At 29.9% G+C, this 20608-nt stretch carries 23 protein-coding genes; 21 read left to right on the top strand and 2 right to left on the bottom strand.

The window, feature by feature from the left end:
- The first annotated feature begins 117 nt into the window (after positions 1–117).
- The 8 genes from PQF96_RS11425 (at position 118) to PQF96_RS11390 (ending at position 6756) form a co-directional block, all read left to right on the top strand.
- Complete coding sequence (locus tag PQF96_RS11425; RefSeq protein WP_271766239.1) at positions 118–699, top strand: Crp/Fnr family transcriptional regulator; 582 nt, start codon at positions 118–120, stop codon at positions 697–699.
- 106 nt (positions 700–805) lie between these two features.
- Positions 806–1594, top strand: coding sequence for a TauD/TfdA dioxygenase family protein (locus PQF96_RS11420; RefSeq protein ID WP_271766238.1), 789 nt, complete (start codon positions 806–808; stop codon positions 1592–1594).
- Between the two features lie 142 nt (positions 1595–1736).
- Complete coding sequence (locus tag PQF96_RS11415) at positions 1737–2285, top strand: hypothetical protein (protein WP_271766236.1); 549 nt, start codon at positions 1737–1739, stop codon at positions 2283–2285.
- A 193-nt stretch (positions 2286–2478) separates the two neighbouring features.
- Complete coding sequence (gene blaOXA, locus PQF96_RS11410; RefSeq protein WP_271766233.1) at positions 2479–3318, top strand: class D beta-lactamase; 840 nt, start codon at positions 2479–2481, stop codon at positions 3316–3318.
- A 102-nt stretch (positions 3319–3420) separates the two neighbouring features.
- The gene (locus PQF96_RS11405) at positions 3421–3948 is read left to right on the top strand and encodes a hypothetical protein (RefSeq protein ID WP_271766231.1); all 528 of its coding nucleotides are present in this window, start codon (positions 3421–3423) and stop codon (positions 3946–3948) included.
- Between the two features lie 126 nt (positions 3949–4074).
- Positions 4075–4878, top strand: a complete 804-nt coding sequence (locus PQF96_RS11400; protein WP_271766229.1) for a helix-turn-helix domain-containing protein — start codon at positions 4075–4077, stop codon at positions 4876–4878.
- Between the two features lie 125 nt (positions 4879–5003).
- Positions 5004–6089, top strand: coding sequence for a serine hydrolase domain-containing protein (locus tag PQF96_RS11395; protein WP_271766227.1), 1086 nt, complete (start codon positions 5004–5006; stop codon positions 6087–6089).
- A 538-nt stretch (positions 6090–6627) separates the two neighbouring features.
- Positions 6628–6756, top strand: a complete 129-nt coding sequence (locus PQF96_RS11390; protein WP_271766225.1) for a hypothetical protein — start codon at positions 6628–6630, stop codon at positions 6754–6756.
- A 508-nt stretch (positions 6757–7264) separates the two neighbouring features.
- Here PQF96_RS11390 and PQF96_RS11385 read toward each other — a convergent pair.
- Both PQF96_RS11385 and PQF96_RS11380 read right to left on the bottom strand, forming a co-directional pair.
- Positions 7265–8938 (bottom strand): MBL fold metallo-hydrolase, encoded by a 1674-nt coding sequence (locus tag PQF96_RS11385; protein ID WP_271766223.1) that lies wholly within the window; start codon positions 8936–8938, stop codon positions 7265–7267.
- A 152-nt stretch (positions 8939–9090) separates the two neighbouring features.
- Positions 9091–9660, bottom strand: a complete 570-nt coding sequence (locus tag PQF96_RS11380; protein WP_271766221.1) for a Crp/Fnr family transcriptional regulator — start codon at positions 9658–9660, stop codon at positions 9091–9093.
- A gap of 254 nt (positions 9661–9914) precedes the next feature.
- Between PQF96_RS11380 and PQF96_RS11375 the strand changes: the two genes are divergently transcribed.
- From PQF96_RS11375 to PQF96_RS11315, 13 genes are all read left to right on the top strand, one after another.
- Complete coding sequence (locus PQF96_RS11375; protein ID WP_271766219.1) at positions 9915–11225, top strand: serine hydrolase domain-containing protein; 1311 nt, start codon at positions 9915–9917, stop codon at positions 11223–11225.
- Between the two features lie 95 nt (positions 11226–11320).
- Positions 11321–11809 carry a YybH family protein gene (locus PQF96_RS11370; protein WP_271766216.1) on the top strand — a complete coding sequence of 163 codons (489 nt, stop codon included), beginning with the start codon at positions 11321–11323 and terminating at the stop codon, positions 11807–11809.
- Between the two features lie 185 nt (positions 11810–11994).
- The gene (locus PQF96_RS11365) at positions 11995–12639 is read left to right on the top strand and encodes a hypothetical protein (protein WP_271766214.1); all 645 of its coding nucleotides are present in this window, start codon (positions 11995–11997) and stop codon (positions 12637–12639) included.
- 155 nt (positions 12640–12794) lie between these two features.
- Positions 12795–13577: a helix-turn-helix transcriptional regulator gene (locus PQF96_RS11360; RefSeq protein ID WP_271766212.1), complete on the top strand. Its 783-nt coding sequence runs from the start codon at positions 12795–12797 to the stop codon at positions 13575–13577.
- 97 nt (positions 13578–13674) lie between these two features.
- The gene (locus PQF96_RS11355; protein WP_271766210.1) at positions 13675–14610 is read left to right on the top strand and encodes a CPBP family intramembrane glutamic endopeptidase; all 936 of its coding nucleotides are present in this window, start codon (positions 13675–13677) and stop codon (positions 14608–14610) included.
- A 173-nt stretch (positions 14611–14783) separates the two neighbouring features.
- Positions 14784–15440, top strand: a complete 657-nt coding sequence (locus tag PQF96_RS11350) for a hypothetical protein (RefSeq protein ID WP_271766209.1) — start codon at positions 14784–14786, stop codon at positions 15438–15440.
- A 221-nt stretch (positions 15441–15661) separates the two neighbouring features.
- A complete protein-coding gene (locus PQF96_RS11345) occupies positions 15662–16219 on the top strand; it encodes a Crp/Fnr family transcriptional regulator (protein ID WP_271766207.1) in 558 nt (185 codons plus the stop codon).
- Positions 16220–16531: 312 nt separating this feature from the next.
- Positions 16532–17044: a hypothetical protein gene (locus PQF96_RS11340; RefSeq protein ID WP_271766205.1), complete on the top strand. Its 513-nt coding sequence runs from the start codon at positions 16532–16534 to the stop codon at positions 17042–17044.
- A gap of 2 nt (positions 17045–17046) precedes the next feature.
- A complete protein-coding gene (locus PQF96_RS11335) occupies positions 17047–17931 on the top strand; it encodes a sterol desaturase family protein (RefSeq protein ID WP_271766203.1) in 885 nt (294 codons plus the stop codon).
- An 8-nt stretch (positions 17932–17939) separates the two neighbouring features.
- Complete coding sequence (locus tag PQF96_RS11330; RefSeq protein ID WP_271766201.1) at positions 17940–18683, top strand: VOC family protein; 744 nt, start codon at positions 17940–17942, stop codon at positions 18681–18683.
- Between the two features lie 221 nt (positions 18684–18904).
- Complete coding sequence (locus PQF96_RS11325; RefSeq protein ID WP_271766199.1) at positions 18905–19717, top strand: helix-turn-helix domain-containing protein; 813 nt, start codon at positions 18905–18907, stop codon at positions 19715–19717.
- A 68-nt stretch (positions 19718–19785) separates the two neighbouring features.
- The gene (locus tag PQF96_RS11320) at positions 19786–20286 is read left to right on the top strand and encodes a GNAT family N-acetyltransferase (RefSeq protein WP_271766197.1); all 501 of its coding nucleotides are present in this window, start codon (positions 19786–19788) and stop codon (positions 20284–20286) included.
- Between the two features lie 29 nt (positions 20287–20315).
- Positions 20316–20552, top strand: coding sequence for a DUF3303 domain-containing protein (locus PQF96_RS11315; protein ID WP_271766195.1), 237 nt, complete (start codon positions 20316–20318; stop codon positions 20550–20552).
- The last annotated feature ends 56 nt before the right edge of the window (positions 20553–20608 follow it).

The following is a 20608-nucleotide window of genomic DNA, read 5'->3' as shown; positions in this document are numbered from 1 at the left end:
ACAAGAAAAATTAAAACAAAACAAAAAGTTTTGGCTAAGTGCTTAATCGAAAGTTTACTACTTTTAATCCCCGTACTAATCATAGCCTAGACGTTAGCTGCAATTCACCCTATTAAAATGAAAGAAGAATATTTAAGTTTTAAAAATCATATAAATAAACGTATACTTCTTTCAGAAAATGAAATGAGAACTTTTATTTCTGCTTTCAAATTAAAAAAAGTCAGAAAACGACAATTTATCATTCAACCAGATTTTACGGCAACTTACAGGAATTATGTTTTAAACGGTGCATTGAGAGCATACGTAATCAATGACGAAGGGCAGGAAAGTACGATTCAATTTGCCATTGAAGATTGGTGGATTACTGACTATAACAGTTATATCTATCAAAAACCAGCAACTATGTTTGTGATGGCTGTTGAAGAAAGCATTTTATTGCAAATAGATTATGATACTGAACAGAGATTAAAACATTCAAATCCCAATTTTGAAATATTTTTTCGCATTATGGCAGAACGTTCGACGGCATATATGCAGCGTAGAGTTATTGAAAACATAACACTTACTGCAAAGGAACGCTACGAAAAGTTCCTTTTAAAATACTCTGATTTTTCACAGCGTTTCCCACAATATGCAATAGCTTCTTATTTGGGTATGTCTACAGAATTTCTTTCGAGAATTAAAAACAATAAGCTTTAAAAAGTTGACATAGTTCAAGTATTTTTTATAAAATAGTTCATTTTAAAGGAAGCTAACACCTTGTAATTTTGGAGTATAAACAATATTCATTTTAAAATTATATCGTATGGAAACTATTTCTAAAATAACGCAAACCAAATTATATGAAGATTTTGGAACAATCATAGAAAATCTGAATATCGATGACATTGACAAGAAAGAAACTATTGATTTAAAAGCATTGCTTCAAAAACATCAATTATTGATTGTTAAATCAAGAACCTTAACACCAAAAGAACAGGTAGTATTTTCAAAAAAATTCGGAGAGCTAGAAACTTTTCCATTTTACCCAACTCAATTTAAAGATTATCCTGAAATATTCCGTTTATCAACAGATATTAAAAAAGGTCATAAAAATGTGGGATTCTATTGGCATCAAGACGGTTCATTTGACATAAAGCCTACACCAATTTCAATTTTTCACTTAATCAAAATCCCAAAATCAGGTGGTGAAACGCTTTTTTCGAACGCATACAAGGTTTACGATTTACTACCCGAAGAGATGAAAACTATAGCTGAACATCTTAAAACGGTACATGCAGGAGGAATAAAACACGATTTGGTAATTACACATCCAATCACAGGAAAGAAAGCTATATACATTAACTTTGGTTTGACACACCAAATATATTCCATAAATAATTCAAAAAAAGAAGATATAAGAGCTGTTATTGATGAGATAGAAAGAATCATAAATCTACCAGATGTTATGTATGCTCATAGTTGGGAAGAAGGAGACATCGTTGTCATTGACAATTACTCTGTATTTCATCAAGCTACTAGAGTAAACGATGATACAGAAAGGACACTTCATAGAACTACTATAAAAGGTAGCAACACTTTGAATGACTTATAAAAGGAAAAAGCAGATAACAACGTATATAAAAAATAGCTCACCAAGTGCAAGACATAATGTTTTGCACTTTTTTATTACCTTAGTTTTAATAATGAAAATCTAGCTAATCAATACGCTACTTTTCATATACAACCCCGTTATAATGCATTTGAAAAAAACATTCATATTATCTATTACATTTTTGATTTTAGGATTATTCCTAATTTCAAGTTGTGCTATTTTTCAATCTAAGTATATTGAGATTGAGGAAGAAAACGGTGAATGCTATAATAAGTATCAGTATGAAATAATAGAAAATAAACTCATAGAAATAAACAACTCTGAATTTAATAATTTAACATTTAAGATAGTTGATTCAGAAAGACCTCAATCTGAACCAGAAATTTTTCCAAATGCCATCAAACTTGAAAGTCAATTAGCTAAACATGAAATTATATTTGATTTTCAAACACCAATTTCTTTAAAAAACAACACGTATGATATCTTTATACAAGATTTCATACAAAGCTTTGAATCAAATGGAGATTTGGGTGAATATATAAAAATAGGGACTATTGAATTAGGAAAAGGAGGAAAAAGAGAAATCACAATTAGCAGTAAAGCAATATCAACCGGATGTATAAGCTATACTACAAAAAGAAAAGTATTACGAAGTGATCTGGATAAAACTAAAAGCCAAGTAAAAAATTAATTATATAAATTTTCATGTTTTCATTAATTAATGAACGAACCTATAGATAAAAATGCTAAATAAAGACAGATATAAAAACGCATTACAACAAAAGCTATAATTAATACCGAGTTTAGTACTTAATCCAAAGTTTAGTGTATTTTTATAATGTCCGCACTAATCATAACCGAGACGTTAGCACCAATATAAAAAAATGAAGATAACCACATTGACACTTCTGTTACTTCTATGTTTCTCTTGTAAAGACAGAAGTCAAATTGCAAAGACTGAAACACAAAAACCTGATAATAATAAAATAGTAAAACCTGAATTTCAGTCAATTATTGATTCTTCTGATGTTAAAGGTTCAATATTAATTTACGATTTAAACAAGGACACATACTATTCAAATGACTTTGAATGGTCAAATAATGGGAATTTACCAGCATCTACATTCAAAATCGCAAATTCAATTATCGGACTTGAAACTGGCGTGATTGAAAATGATAGTATCATATTTAAATGGGACGGGGAAAAGAAATGGTTAAAAAATTGGGAACAAGATTTAATTCTTAGAGATGCTTTTCAATTTTCTTGTGTTCATTGTTATCAAGAAGTTGCAAGAAAAGTCGGTTCAAAAAAAATGAATGATTATGTATCAAAACTTAACTATGGAAATCTAGAAATTGACTCTACCAACATCGATAAATTTTGGTTAGAAGGAGAATCAAGAATAAGTCAAATGGAACAAATTGACTTTCTTAAAAGGCTCTACAACTTTGAACTTCCTATTTCCAAAAGAACTGAGAATATAATGCGAAATATTATGCTCATTGAAGAAACTGACCAATATAAACTTAGTGGAAAATCTGGTTTATCAAATAATAACGGAAAATACAATGGTTGGTTTGTTGGGTTTGTTGAATTTAAAAACAATACATACTTATTTGCAACAAATCTGGAGCCTAAAAAAGAGTTTGATATCAACTCTTTTATTGAAAAAAGGTTGGATTTAACTCTTCTCGGTCTTAGAAAATTGAATGTTCTGAAATAAATACTGGTGCTAACAATGACTATAGTTAATACGGGTTTTGGTACTTAACCCAAAGTTTAGAGCTTTTTAATCAAGTCCGCCAAATCATAGATTAAAGATCAAATGACTTTTAACAATCTACATATAAAAATATTAACAATTTTGATGTTGATTTTCCTTCTTCAACCTGCATTATCGCAAGATTTGAGTAAAGAAACTCTTGAAAAGATATATGACGGAGGAAAATCGTTTACAACGCCTCTTAAACAAGGGCGAATTGAATCTTTGAAGAATGCAAATCCACCAAAAGATACTTGGTTGTATTCAAAATTAGAAGAATATAAAAACCAACTGGGTTCCGACAATATCATATATGGCGAAATACTAATGCCAAGTGCTGATGAAAAATTTTACTCTTATAATCTTTTTGCATATGACAAAAAAAAGAACTTCTATTATTTTGTAGCAATTGTATCATTTGAAATTATAAATAATAATGCGAAAATGAAAAATCAATACTTGTTCACGGAGAAGAAGAGTTTGAAAAATTGGTGGCTTAAAACTTTTGGGTTTTATGAAAGTAAATTAATTAAAAAAATACCTGAAAAACATCTTTTTAAGACTTGTCCACCACCACCATTTAAAGATTGAATATATAACTGAATAAAAACGACACCACAACAATGGGTATATTGCATAGCTTCCTAACATCAGCTACGACAACATACCCGAGACGTTGTATGCAATTTATGCCTAGTCCTAAGTAAAGAACAATATATGAACGTATTAAAAGCATATCCTACTAAAACATTAAAAGATATCTTTAAGTCTTATCATTTTTGCTCAATTGAACAACAAGAATTACAAAAAAACACAGGAATAGTTATTGAAGACGGTTTATTTGAATTTTCTTTTGTTAAAGAAAAAGACATACTCATTAAGCACAATAGTGCAGAAATAGAATTACCACAAGCCTTTGGATTTGGTAAATTACCTAAACCATATAAATTAATAATACCATCAACGTTGACTTATTTTACAATTAAGCTTCAACCTTGGGTATCTTCATTTTTTTTTCCTAAGGGTATTGCATCAATAACTGATTTATCGGAAACACTGTATTCAGATATTTCTAGTCTTCATTGTGAAATTTTTAATTCTAATAGTTTTGAAGAACAGATTAAACACGCAGAACTTTTTTTCAGTAAGCAAATACTGCCAGATGTAGCCAACACAAAAATTAGCAGATATATTTGTAATTATATCTATCAAAACAATGGGAATGTTATTATTAGAGATATGCTTTCTCAATTTTCATATTCTAGACAAAAAATAAACCAGTTGTTTTTTGACCAAACTAACAATTCAATTAAAGAATTTGCATTGTATACAAGATTACGGGCAATAATGACTTACCGTACAAATAATCCTCAAGAATCTTTAACCAATATAACTTATAAATTCGGTTATTTTGATCAATCCCATTTTATAAAGGATATGAAAAAAATCACTGGTGTTACACCGTCAAAATTTTCTAAAAGTAAGAACTTCTTTTACGAGCAACTAAAAATAGTCCGGTAACATTTTTTACAATTTCATAATCATTTGACTATTTATTTTTGAATGCGGATTTATACAGTCGTAAATACGTAAACACTATACAACGGTGTTTTAAAAAAATTCATTAATATAAAAACATTGGAAATTTGAATATCTCTGTAATTACCAAGCAAGCTTCTTTCTTTCTACTATTTGCTTGTTGTCAAAATACTATTGCGCAAAACATAAAAGTTCTTGTCGATAGCATTGCCAAAGTACACTTTCAGGACAGTACTAATGTAGGATTGAGTATTGGAATTATTGAAAATGATTCTATAAGAGAATATTATTATGGTGGAAAATACGTTCATAACCTAAAAGATATTGATAGTGCCACGCTCTTTGAAATCGGCTCTGTAACTAAACTTTACACATCCTTCATTTTAGCTTCACTTGAGACTGAAAATAAGATTAGTCGTTTTGATCTTTTATCGAAATATTTACCACAGGGAGTTACTGATGATAAATTATGGGGCTCTAAAGTTCGGTTAGTGGATTTGGCCACTCACACCTCTGGACTTCCACAATTTGAAAGTACAAAAAGTTTAATCGGTCTTGAAGGATTCGATGAAAATGATCCTTATGGATTGTTCACAGAAGATTTTATGTTAGATATTTTGAAAAAAACAGATACGTTAAATAACTATGGGAAAATAAGATATTCTAACTTTGGGATTGGGCTTTTAGGTTATGCAATGGCAAAATCTCAAAACACAAGCTTTTCTGATTTATTTATGAAATATATTGTCAAAAACCAAGGTCTGGAATCGACTTATTTAAGTGTTCCAGAAAGGTATTTAACCGATATTGCTATCCCACACAGAAAATTAAAAAAAATGCCATTAATTCATTTGGCAGGAATGAGTCCTTCAGGTAGTATTAAAACTTCTATGCCAGACTTATTAAGTTTTCTAGATATACATTTAAAAAAGCCTGTGGCTATAAAAAACACCGTAGAACTTGTTCTTGAAAATCAATTAAAAAACAATGAACAAGCAGTAGGTTTGGGTTGGGGTATCCATACCATCCAAAACGAAACTATGTATTTTCACAATGGAGGAACATATGGTAGTTCAAGTATTGTTCTTATTGTTCCTTCAAAAATGATTGGTGTTGCTATTTTATCCAATAATAGTTCTGAAGGTCAATTAACATCATTTATTTTAAAGCTTATCAATAAATTAATTGATTAAAATTTGAAAAACTGCATCCAACAACGTGTATAAAAAATACGTCAGTCTTAGCTGAATTAAAAATCCTATATTTTAATTACCTTTAATCACGGTTGAAAACCGTCCATCAAAAAAACGTACTTTTCATATACAAGAGCGTTAGGCACAATTTGACAAACCAATGAAATTAACGATTTTAATATTACTTTTTTCTACCATTTCTGGATTTAGTCAAAAAATTAAATTCAATCTGTTTTTGAAAGATTTTTGCTCAAACGAAATTGAAAGAAGTGATTACTACCATCTTGAAAAGGATGGAACCGAATATAATATATCGGACTTTGACTGAACAATAATTCTTCTCACTAAAGGAGAGTATAAACTTGTCGCAACCGAAATTGGGGAAGTACGTAAAATTGTAATTAACAAACTAATAAATTCAGACATTTTAGTTAAACCGAGAATCGAAGAATATATAAAAAAGACAAACGTTTCCTATAAAAAAGGTACAAGTCGGGAACAACTTAAAAAACTTGGTATAATTCCTAACTATAAGTTTATGAATTGCAAAAAGGTTTGCGACGGAATTGAAACTGATTATTACTCAAACGGAAAAATTCGGCTGAAAGCAGAATTTAAAAACGGACTTGTAATTGGAGAGTTAAAAAGATATTATCAAACGGAATAATTAAAGAAGTTTCTTTTTATGACAATGACGGAATTTTAATAAAAACAACTCTGTTTAGTGAAAATGGAGAAATAAAAAAAGAATAAAAACTATGCCTAACACCGTGTATAAAACATAGCTAATAAGTGCTAAATCGATAAATTTGTGCTTGTTTACAAACACCGCCAAATCGTTGATTTGGCTTTTAAGAATGAATAAATTAAAAACAAAATACAACGATTTAGCTCAGAGCAAACTTGAAAGTTCATCTCTTTCTACTGCCCTACTTGCCATATACTAAACGTTATGCACAAATAAATCGAATACCCGTCCTTGGAATAGGAATCTTTGTTACTATAATTGATACAAAAGAAACTTTTTGGAATAAAGATTCACTTGTATTATCCTGAATACCAAAAAAGACCAATAGCTAAAAACAGTAACTGTTAAACAAACCCAGAATTGTAATAAAAGTTACTAGTTCTAAAAAACTGTAATGCTTTTTAGAACTAGTCAAATCTATATGAATTTATAAGTTTGCCATAAGCTGAAGATCCGCTAATGTTGCAACACCATTATGGATAGCAATTACATTGGATACTACTAATTCTTTTTCAGTAATGTAATCCAACAAATAAGTAGCGCGCTCTGCTATAATAGATCTAGATTCTTCATTAAAATTCGTAGCTCCAAAACCTGCTGCTACAGCTACAAATCCACCAGCATTAAATAAATCGGAAACTATAAAAGATTCACTTTCTGGAACATAAACTGCTACTATATTTTCTGAATGAGAATTTAAACCTAAAGATTCTGTTTTAAGTAAATGAATTTGTATGGTTCCACCATCTAATGTGGTTACATCTGAAACACCTTCTACCTCAACACTGATTGGATTGACTGCTAATGCATCAGGAAGTAAGGAAGAATGGTTTGTTAAAACTCTTTCTGTAAGAGCTACTCCTTCTTCACCTACATACACCTTACCTGACTCGTGCGCTAATTCCCTTACTCCACCAAAATGATCAAAATGGGTATGAGTAACAATTACACCTTCAATATTTTCATCTGGAAAAGCATCATTTTTCACAGTATTTATAATACTTCTTGTCCATCTTGGATTTAAAGGAGGCTCAACAACTACCACTCCTGTTGACGTTTTGACGGCAACAGACCACGATCCTACATCTGCTCTTCCAATTATTTTCACATTTGGCCCGATTGTCTGATCGGCTACATTTGGGCCAGTAGGGGTAGTAACAGCTCCATTATTTAAAGGTTGATCAAAACTATTAACAAATCCTAGTGCATTAAATCGTTCATACCACCAAGAAGAATAGATTCCAAACTCGCCTTGTTCAACTATATATTCTCCATCGGTGTTTTCTGGTGTAAATGTAACTTCTGTAAAAGCAGGATTCATTTCAATATTTGAAAGTTCTTCAACCTTTATAATCTCGCCATTAAAAGTATGAGTTAATTTACTTGGGAACATCGTTTCGCCAACGGTTTTCCAATCTTCATAATTTACTTCAAACACAACATCACCATTAATAAAATCCGCCTCGGTTACCTGTGCACTTTTAGGTAAACTTATATTCTGGTCAATAACCAACTCTATATTTAATCCATCAATACCTGTTGGTATGGTAAAATTTGAAGAAGTTAATGAAGACAGGTCATTAGTCGAGATCACTTGTTTTAAAAGTTCGATCGGATTACTCATTTTTTGAATCTTTAAATATGCTTCTATTCGGCTAGAAAATAATGGAAGCGCAGCAGTAGCGCCAAAAAAATGAGAACCAAAACCCGAATTTCCAGAGTAAGATCCTTTTTGATTATTAATAATGGTTGTAGAATTATCTACCTGAAAAGGAAAGGGAAATTTAATATTAAGTGATGAAAAATCATACCTAACTTTTCTGGTATTTAATTCGGTAGAAACAGTACGCACATAATTTGATGTATTAATTGGATTAGAAACGTTTGGTTCTTCCTCTTCATACTCATTAGTTTGTCCTTCTACGGTGTACTTCATTGTAGTAATATTGTTTATTACAGCTGTACCTCCTAATGCATTTACTACTTGACTTAGTGGAATACTATTGGATCCCCCTTCTGTTGCATCATTATTATCATCATTACATGAAACAACTGATAACGCAAAAGCTAAAGCGCAATATTTTAATAAATTAAATTTCATTTGTTCTAAATTTTTAAATGTTTAAACAAAATTATACAACATGAAAAGTAATCTTATTCACCTATGTTAACGGGCTTAAACATTAACACTTAAAATTATATAAATAACTGAAATACTTAGTTTTAAAATACGTATATCAAGAAATATTAACTTTATTGATTTCGAATTCGGCTAAGGGATTGTGGTTTAACACCTAAGTAAGAAGCAATCATATAGTGTGGTATATCATCTAATATTGTGGGGATATTTTCAATTAATGCTTGATATCTTTTTTTTGCACTTTGACTGTGAATATTGTAAATCCTTTTAAGTACTTGGCTATATGCATTTTGAATCCCTATTCGATAATACTTTTCATAAATGGGATATTTCTCTGAAATGTATTCGTATGTTTCACGATTTATTAGCAGTAGGTCGGTTTCTTTAAAAGCCTGAATATTAAAATGGGTTGGAGAATTGTTAAAAAAACTAAATAAATCTCCTAACCAATTGCCTGTATATCCAATTTGTATCACGTGCGTATGTGCATCAGAATCAAATCGATAATTTACTAATAGCCCTTTTTCTATAAATGGCAAATACTTGGCTATCTTTCCCTCTTCTATTAGGTACTCCTTTTTCTTTATTGTTTTTTTTATCAGCCTTTTCTCTAAATCAAGATAAGCTTCAAGAGATAAATCTATATGTTTTTTAAATTGTTTATAAAGCTGAGGATATTGCATAGATTTAAAAAAGTATGATTAAGAGTGATTAAATTTAAGTTTTTTTCTTCACTTTTTATTTGGAAAGGTAATACAAAACGATTTTAGATAGTGAAGGGTTTAAATAAAAGGTAATATATAGAACAAGTGAATTTGTATTTTCTAATTTTGATGAATATCTTAGACATTATCCAAAAATTGATGAACCAATTTATTTATATGTTAGAAATCTTAAACTTAATAAAAACTGAATTTGATTTTTGTAAAAAATAATTGTGCATAACAATTTATATGTTGCATATGCAGCCTTCGGCAGGCAAACGCAACATACAAGAGACGTTGTAGCACATTTAGGAACAACAAAATTGAAAAAATCAAAGATGAAGAAAAAACTTTTGAAAGCTCTTATCTACTGTTTCATAATTTTTGTACAACTAAGTTGTCAAAACACTTCAGGTAATCAAATGCAATATGATTATGATGCTATTGATGGAACAATTGATAGCCTTATGATTGCGAGGAACATTCCTGGTTTTTCAATCGCCCTTGTTTCTGATACTGAATTAATTTGGTCAAAATCCTATGGAAAATCTGATGTCAAAAGAAATATAGACATCAATACTGACCAGATTATGAATATTGGTTCTATATCAAAAACGATTACGGCTGTTGCCATTATGCAGTTATGGGAAAAAAAATTAGTAGACCTAAATTCGGATGTCAATAACTATTTAGACTTTGAAGTTAGAAATCAACATTATCCAGACGACTCAATAACAGTTTTCCAACTCCTTACCCATACCTCGTCAATTAAAGATGGAGAGTCGTATTCTCAAAACTATGATTGTGGAGATCCTCTTGTTTCTCTTGAAGATTGGATTTATTCTAATCTGAGCAAAGAAGGAGAGTTATACACAGAAGGCAGTAACTATGGAAAATGGGCACCAAATGAAAAAAGCTATTATTCAAACCTTGCCTTCGGATTATTAGGGTTGATAATAGAAAAAGTATCCAATCAACCATTCAATCTTTATTGTCGCAAGCAAATTTTCAAACCTCTTGGTATGAACAACACAGGATGGCATCTAAATGAAGTGGATTCCACAGATCACATAAGGCCATATGGCTTTATTACTGACCGAAATAGAAATGGATATCTAAAACGTAAGAACTTGTTCCCTTATGAAGATTCTTTCGCGACTGGAACATTAGTAGAAGGTTGTCTTTACGGTTTCCCTAATTATCCAGATGGACTTGCAAGAACAAGTGTTAAAGAATTATCCTTATTTATGTCTGCTATTATGAATGGAGGAGAATTAAATGGGAGTAGAATATTGCAAAAGGAAACTGTTAGAAAAATGCTAAGTCCTCAATTGAGCAAAGGAGGTTCCCAAGGTTTATGTTTTTATACGGAAACAGTAAACGATTCGCTTAAATTATGGGGACATAATGGTATAGACCTTGGTGTACGCACTACAATGTACTTTAACCCTGATAACAAAATTGGCATAATCACCTTTCAAAATAATGCGACTGACGGAGCAATTTCAATATTGAAAAAACTCTATCTGATGCATCAAAAATAGATAAAACATGCTACAACACTGTACATGCGAAAATGCTCCCTATCGGTCGCACTAAGCATATACTTGACCGTTGGCGAGCATTTAAACCCTTTGATATGAAAAAACAAATTTTGATAGTCTTATTAATCGTATTTACACTTGGATGTAATTCGAATAAAGAAGAAGTGAAAATGGATAAAGGTATAGAATCGAAAAGAATAATTCGAACGATTGATAACTGGAATGAAGGATGGGATAAAAAAGATGTTGAATTAGCGATTTCGGACTATTCTGAAGATACTGATTGGACCAATGCCTTTGGAGATAGAATAAAATCAAAGTCAGAGTTAAGAGAATTACTTAAAGAAATTTTTGCAATGGACTTCGTTATGGAAGGTACTGACAATTATCAAAATGATGATGTACAATTTCTAACTGATGAAATTGCGTTATTGCGCTCGACGAATATAAGAACAGGCCAGAAATGGAGTGATGGCACTTTTATGAATGATCGATACATTCACCACTTACGAGTTTATCAAAAAATAAATAATGAATGGAAAATAACTGACCATATGATTAGTCAAGCACAGGAAAAAAAATAAAAACGACTCGCCAACAATGGCTATAAGTAATTGCTTGTTCTCCCCTACTTTGGCTAAGTGCTAGATCGAAAATCAGTGATTTCTTGCTCCCATACTACGCATAACTAAACGTTAGCAAACATTAAACTATACAAGAGCTGTAACCTACTTCATTTTATGTCGTCATAAGTAAAAAAACAAATAGAATGAAATTACTGAAAAATAGTTTAGTTACTCTCAATCTTCTTTTATTCACAATTGTGATTTTTATATTCTGTTCAACGTGTGTCGCACAGAACACAGAATCTGAAAAAAAAGTAGACTTTAATTATCTTCAATTTAGGGATAGTGAAATTATATCTACTCATGCTATTAAATATGCATTACAAATACCTTCTGGATTTAGTAAAATACCGCCCCTTAATCATAAACCTACTTTCAATAATCATCCGTTTAACGTTTCTGTAGCTGCTTTAATGAAAGAAAAACACCTTATCATCGTGCATGCCGAGAAAGTTACCGACAATTCCAATTTTCTAGATTACAGTTATATGGAACCTGTTAAACTAAACGGACTAAACTTCTTTATGAAAGAAAATTGCCTGGTCTTAAATAAAAAAATATTTAAGGAAGCAGCAGATATTAGATATATTAAAAAAAACGGCTTTGATTTTGGAGTTGCCATTTATTTAAAACAGTTTTTTGTAAACTCTCCTGATAAAAATTATGAATATGTGTTAAGTTATGGTGAACGTGTTTGTGATTGCTCTGAAAAAACTATTAATGACGATTTCTTAAAAAAGTTTAATAAGACATTGGAAAATAACTTTATTCTGACTCAATTAAAATAAACATTTACCAACACAGTATAAAATTAATTGCTAGTTCTTGCATACTTACGAAAGCTATGGCGGACCTTCTACTCGGTTTATATTTACTAAATCAGGTGCTTAAACAACGCAACTAATCTTATACGAGACGTTAACCTCAAACTAAAAAAACTGAATTGAAATTAAAACATAATACATTTTTAGGAACAACAAATGAGAAATTCAATCTAGAATTTTGTTCTATTTCCATTGTTAATTACAATAAGCCAGTTTCAGAAGAATGGCATTCTCATGAAGACATACATTTATCATTAATTCTACAAGGAGGAAATCTAGAGTCTAGAAAAAAACAAGACACACAAGTATCTTCGGGTAAAATCATAGCTTATAATCAAGGTGAAATTCATAGAAATAGATTTACAGCTTTTCCTTCAAAAAATCTTAATTTGGAATTTAATAGTGATTTTTTTTCTAAAAATCACTTAAACTTTAATGATTTAAATTTATCAGAAACCAAAAATATTGAAGCCTATTTAGATTTGATACACATTTATAGTGAATTACATGTCAACGACTCCTATACTTCAGACTCGATACAACTTTCGATAAAATCATTATTTACAACAAAAGATATATCTTCCAAAAAACCGATTTGGATAAAGCGACTTAGAGAAATAATTGAAGATCGCTGGAATGAATTTATCCCCTTGGATGAGTTGGCTCTTATATTGAATGTTCATCCAGTAACTATTTCTAAATATTTTAGGAAATATTACAATGGCTCATTGGGGGATTATATGAGAAAAGTTAAGGTTCAAAAAGCACTACATTTTTTGTTTCACACAGATATGCCTATTACAGAAATAGCTTTTACATGTGGTTTTTCAGATCATAGCCATATGATTAGGGTATTCAAAAGATATGTAGGGTATAATCCTAAGATCTTTCGAAAATTTTGATTTTTTAACAAACGACTAATTTCATTCTATTTTAAAAAAATTAGCGGACTTATCTTGCTTTTAAATTTATCATCAATCATTTAAAATCAATTTAAGTATGCGTAAAATCATTTTCAATTCAAAAAACAGAATTCGTCCTATATGGCGTTTGTTTCTTTTTTTATCAATAACGTTTTTAATAAATATCCCATTACAATTAGGGCTTCAAGAAGTTCTAAACCAAGGCCTTCTAAGAGGGTCGATCTCTGCTTCTATATATTTATTATCCGTTGTTCTTAGCCTATATATACAAATAAAATTTCTGGACAAATCATCTTTTAAAAAATATGGTTTGAAAATTAATAAAATCTGGATAAAGGAATTTATTATAGGAATCATAATTTCGCTTACTCAACTATCTATATTTTTCTTGATAATGTATATTACAGGTAATCTAAAGATTGTAGACTTCTTTACTACTAATTCCTCAAGTTATTCCTTTGATTACTCTTTTTGGCAAGGTTTTTTTTCTGAAATGTTTGGTTTAATTATTGGAAGTACTGTTGAAGAAATATTTTTTAGAGCTTTCATATTTTATATTGTTTATGAGGCATTACGAACAGTTAAAAAAGATGCTGGCAAAAGAGCTGTTATAATACTCATTGTTATTGCTCCTTTATTTGGAATTGCCCATGTTGGAAATGAAGGTGCTACAGTAATATCCACAATAAATCTCGGTCTTGATGCAATGATGATGTGCTTACCCTTCTTAATAACTGGACGATTAGGAATGTCAATTGGTATGCATTTTTCATGGAACCTCTTTCAAGGTGTTATTTTTGGTTTTGCAATTAGTGGTAATATTGCTAAGGTATCTATAATTAGTGTAAATATGCCTAATAATTTACTTACAGGTGGAGTTTTTGGCCCAGAAGGGAGTATTATATTTATACTATTAGATATAGTTGCTCTTATATTTATATTGTATTGGAAAAAACTTAAAAAATATAATAGTTTCGTTAGCCCTTATATCATAGAAAATAATATTAATTAATATTAAATCAAAAGAATAACAATAGTCAGAGGCCAACAACGTATATAGTCAATTGCTGGTTCTATGCGTACTCAAAAAATCCTACGGATTTTCCTCTGGTTCGTCTTCTATTTACTAACTTAGTTGCTTATTCACTCAACTAACCATACACGAACACGTTAGCTACAATGTAAATGAAAAAAATATTAATGATATTAATGCTCATTGTTAATGCTATCATTTTTGGACAAAATACTTTACCAAATGATGCTATTCAACGTTATAAATTAGAGAACTCCAAGGCAGATTTAAAAGTTTTTGTAGGTGAAAAAATAAACGTACAAAGAAGTATTGATACAAATCAAAATGGATTCTATTTAGACCAGAAGTACATATTAAAATATAAAGTAATAACAAATGTGTATGGAAAAATCAAAAAGGATACAATAGTTTTTACTGCTTTTGATCATTATGGAATACCTCCATTTACAAAATTTAAGAATGTTTTACTTTATGTCAAAAAAGTAAATGACCAATATTTTCATTGTAAATATCAATATAATCCTGTATTCAAAACAAAAAAAGACAAATGGGCAGGGCCTTACTCAACTTATGACTATGGTAGAAAAATAAAAAATGACTCAAAAATTAAACCTGAAATAATTGATTTTGAAGGAGATCCAAGTATAGATTTAAGTGGATATCCAAAAGATAAAGCAAAGAGATGGTTTTTTGAGCCATACTACAAAATCGAAAAAGATAAAGCAATGATTATTTATGGAAATTATGTAAAGGATTTATTCGAGCTTAAAAAAAATGGTATCCTTAAAAGGAGAGGATATTTTAAATAAAGATAGCTAACACTATATAAACGCAATGCTTTTTAGTGCTTTGGGCAAAGGGAGTTTTGTATTTGTGAAGTCGGCGCCACAAATTTTATCATTTTAATACCGAATATAAAAAACTAAAAAATGTAACGCCTTGTGCTCTTCCGAAAGTTAATGGCTTTCAACACGCACAGACCTTTATATTAATCGTTAGCTGCAAACTTCTCAACCAAATTCAATTTAACATGCAAAGTTTACTTCAGGAAATAAGCCATAGATGTTTTTTAAGTCCTGAATTGCAGAGACGAATTACAAGAGACTTTGAAGAAATAAATGCAAAAAAAGGAGAAAAAATTCTAGTTCAGGGAAACAAAGTCAATTATCTCTATTTCATTAAAAAAGGTGTTTTACATAATTATTATTACCATGACGACAAGCAAATATCATCTTGGTTCTATAATGAGAACCAGTTTATAACTTCATGGCATAGTTTTTATGCCCAAAAACCAAGCTTCGAGGAAATTGAATGTTTAGAGAATTGTACTTTATTTCAAATCAGCTATAAAGATTATCAGAAATTAATAGCTGATTTTCCAGCATTTGGAAACTTTGCTCGACTGCTTGCCGAAGAGATGCTCACATTTATTGATGAGTTTTCAAAAGGTTGGTCTTTTCTATCTGCTAGCGAAAAGTATAAATTATTACTTACATATTTCCCTAATATCGAATTAAGAGTAAAACTTGGACATATTGCATCTTTCCTCGGAATTTCACAAGAAACTCTTAGCAGAATCAGGAAATAAAATGTTAATAATTTTCATTTATGAAACACTGGAAAACATTTTAGTTCTTATTTTTATAACTTTAGTCATTTACCTTGATTGGTAATAGTTTTGGGCTATTTTATTTTGCCAGGACTGTTAAATATGCTTAAAAGTAAAAGTATTCATTTCGTTGAAGAGGTTTCTAGAGGTAATTCTCCAAAACTATATTGGTTCATGATTGTCATTTGGTCATTACTCGCCTTTTATTCAATTTTAAACTATTTGAAGATTTTGACATAGATCAAAAAATATGATTACAAACATTCTCATTTTTGTAAAAATATTTAACCCATGAAAAACTCAACATTACTATTCAGAAGTTTAGCAACTATAATTTTTATCTCGGGTATTGCTCATTTAGTAAGTTACGCTTCTCACAAAGATGACATAACTTATAATGAATCAGTCAATATAATCGAGGAATATAATCTCAAAGAAGACAAAAATTCAAAAGCAAACAACAATCCCAAAACTGATTATATTGTCGGAAAATGGAAAGTAAATTATAATAGTGAAGATTTTATTGGAGCTGTTTTATATAACATCAAAAAAGAAGGAGAAAATTTTAATGCATATGTATATCAGTATCAAGATAAAAATGATAATTCAGAAAAAGCTGAAGGTAGTAAAGCTTTAATCATTAAAAACTTTGATGGTTACCAAGGTAAAGGCGTTTATACAATTGAATATGAACAACAGCAATATCAAGTTGATTGCCAAATTGATATGATAGATGAGAACAATTTTAAGTTGAGTTATAACTATTATGGTTATAGTGATGTAGAAACCTGGAAAAGACAATAGTTATGATTGAATTCTTATCAAAAAAACTCGATTGGATAAATGTAGAATATTGGTTTTACATTTTAAATGACTTAAGTTTAGTGTACATCGTTACTCCTTTTTTTGTATTAGAGTTAGTTAGATACGCATATTTAAAAAGACTAAATAAAGATTTAATTTTAGATAGCGTGGCTAATATTATAACGTTTGGAGCATTTTTCTTAATAGAGATTATTCTAGGTCTATTAACAATAACTAAAGTCTATTTTTGGGTTTACAATAACTTTAGTTTATCTCATTTAGAATTAAACTGGATAACAATTATTACTTGTGTGTTACTGGCCGATTTCGCCTATTATTGGGAACACAGAATGATGCATAGAATTGGTATTGGGTGGGCTACTCATACTGTACACCACAGTTCACCTCATTTTAATATGTCTGTAGCGTACAGATTTGGACCTTTGGATGCAATTATGCCTATATTATTTTCTTTACCCATTGTTATGTTAGGCTATGATCCTATTTTGGTATTACTGGCAGAAGTGTTCGTTCAAGTCTTTCAAACATTATTGCATACAGAAATAATAGGTAAACTCATAAAACCAGTAGAATATATTTTCAATACGCCATCACATCATCGTGTTCATCATGGCTCAAATCGACAGTATTGGGATAAAAACTATGCTGGTATTTTAATAATTTGGGATAGAATGTTTGGTACTTTCGAGCCCGAAGTAGAAAAAGTTCGTTATGGAATTTCGGAGCCTCTAAATAGTAGCAACCCTATAAAAGTATTTTTTCATGGAATTACACGTCTTGTTAGAAAATTAAAAAAAGTAGATGGGTTTAAAAACAAACTTTTGGTTTTTATAAAACCACCCGATTGGATGCCAACAAATAAATAGAGATAACAATGTTAAACAATCCATTTTTTGTAGATATATCAACCTATTCTCCTAAAAAAACCATGCCATTTTATGAACGAACTTTTGGGTGGAAATACTACAAGACTGATAACTATTTCACAGCTTTTTTAGGAAATACATTAGTATCTGGCTTATACGAAACTCCTGAAAAGTTCAAACAAATGCGTATGCCTCATTTTTGGATGACGTACATTAAAGTAGCTAATTTAAATGCTACGATAGATAAAGCTAAACAACTTGGAGGTATTATTGAATTGAGTTACGAAATGAATAGTTTTGGTAAAGTGGCTTTGATTCGAGACCCTCAAGGTGCTGGCTTTACTATTTACGAAGGTGACAAACTAAAAAACACCAGAACGAAAAACACAAAAAACACACTTATCTGGAACGAATTACACGTTTCTGATATAACAAAAATCATCCCTTTTTATCAAGGAATTTTTAATTGGCATATTGTGCAAAAACTAAATGGAATATATGAAGTCTTGAACAATGAAGACGAATATATAGCTGACATCTTGGAAATACAAAATCAATACAAAGGGAAATACGAATATTGGGTGTGCACCTTTGGTGTTGAAAACTTAGCAACATCAAAAAAGTTAATATTAGAAAATGGCGGAAATCTCATTAATCGGGAAGACAATCGTATCCTTTTTACTGACAATTCTAATGAAGCCTTCTTCTATATTAAAAGGTATGATAATTTGCAAGATAGAGTCAGCAGCTAACAACGTGTATAGTGAATTGCTAGTTTGTGCGTGCTCTGAAAACCCTACGGATTTTCCTTTGGTTCGTTTTCTTTTACTAACTTAGCTCTAACCAACGTAACTAACTATATACAAGAGACGTTGGCAAACATTCTCTATATAAAAACTCCATTAATTTCTTAAGCTAACGAGTTAAATTTTTATGTTAAATTTAACCGTTAGTCAGAATTTGAAAAAAAATAATGAATATAGAAGTTATTAAACCTTCAGATATTGAACTTCAGAAATACATTGAATGTTTCTATATTTTAACACATTCGAAAGAAGAAGGTAGAACAACGTATTTTACATTCCCAAGTATTTTTTCTATAGTATCAATTTCTTCTAATACAAATGTAATTAGAACAAATAGGTTTATAAAAACAACAGAGTCCTCAATACTGAATTTTGATTCAAATTTAGACGTTAAATTCACAAAACCTCTTTTGATTCAATATGACGGTGACGTTAAAGAAATTACAACTTATTTTAAACCTTTAGGCTTGAATGCTTTTTTAAATAAGTCGCTTAATTATTATTGTGACTCAGATAAAACACAGTTTTTCCCATTTTTAGATTATGTGAATACTATGAATTCAATTCTAAAAATAGAATCATCTGATAAAATAATTGAACAACTTGAAAATTACTGGTCCAGCAAGTTAAAAAAAGATGGACCATTTAAGCTCGAAAAACCCATCAAAGCCATAATCGAAAACCCAAATAAATCAATCTCTTCAATCGCAAATGACAGTAATTTAAGCCATAAGACTTTAATCTCTCATTTTAATAAAAATGTATGTAAAACACCTTCTGAGTTTAGAAAAATTGCCCGTTTTAGAAAAACGCTGCAAAACAAAGAAAAAAATAATTTAACGCAGTTAAGTTATTTGTCAAATTACTTTGACCAAGCACATATGATTAAAGATTTTAATAAACTTACAGGTTATAAACCAAAAGACTTTTTTAAAAAATTATACTCAATTGATGAAAAAATAAATTGGATTTTCACATAAAGGTAAAATATGTACAATTTTAGTATGCACTAATCCTTGATTTTTGAACTATCATAATTAAAGAACGAATGATAGAGATTATACCAGCAACGACATATTCTGATTTTGAAATCATTGAAAGTTTAGTTAGACAAATTTTGCATAAATTTTATGACCCTGTTATTCCGAAAGAACATACTAAATATTTCATAGAAAAGTATCAAACGGCAAAAGCAATAGAGCAACAGGTTAAGAACGGAAGTAATTATTTTTTACTTAAATATGAAAACTTGAATGTTGGTTATCTTGGACTAAATAAAGAGCCCGATTTTTTATTATTAGATAAGTTATACCTCTTAGAAGAGTATAGAGGTAAAAAAATTGGGAAAAAGGCGATTGAGTTTATCGATAGTTTCGCAAGAAAATTGATTATTTTAAAAATTAAATTAATTGTACATAAAGAAAATCTTGAGACAATAGAATTTTATAAACGAATGGGATACAAGTTACTAGACATAGTGCCTAATCATTTTGAGACTGGTCAAATTATAGAAAATTATGAAATGGAGAAAAAATTACTAAAAAAATAAAACGATTTGCCTACATTAGAAAATAGATTATGAAAAAATACATGGTTGTTGAAAAATTCAAACCAAATTGTCTTGAGAAGAATAACGAACTTTGGAACAAGAAAGGTAGAATGTTACCTGAAGGGCTTTATTATTTAAATTCTTGGGTCAACAAAGAACAAAGTATTTGCTTTCAACTCATGGAAACTAATAAACCTGAACTCTTTGACGAATGGACTAATAAGTGGAAGGAATTCACTGATTTTGAAGTATTCCCGATAGATTAATTAGAGTGAATTTAGACTTGGCATAAAGAACAACTGGCTATAAAACGATTTGCCCA

Source organism: Aquimarina algiphila, assembly GCF_947494415.1.
In the GTDB taxonomy this organism is placed as follows: Bacteria; Bacteroidota; Bacteroidia; order Flavobacteriales; family Flavobacteriaceae; genus Aquimarina; species Aquimarina algiphila.
The sequence above is the reverse complement of the archived record's forward strand: the minus strand, read 5'-3'. Positions and strand labels throughout refer to the sequence as shown.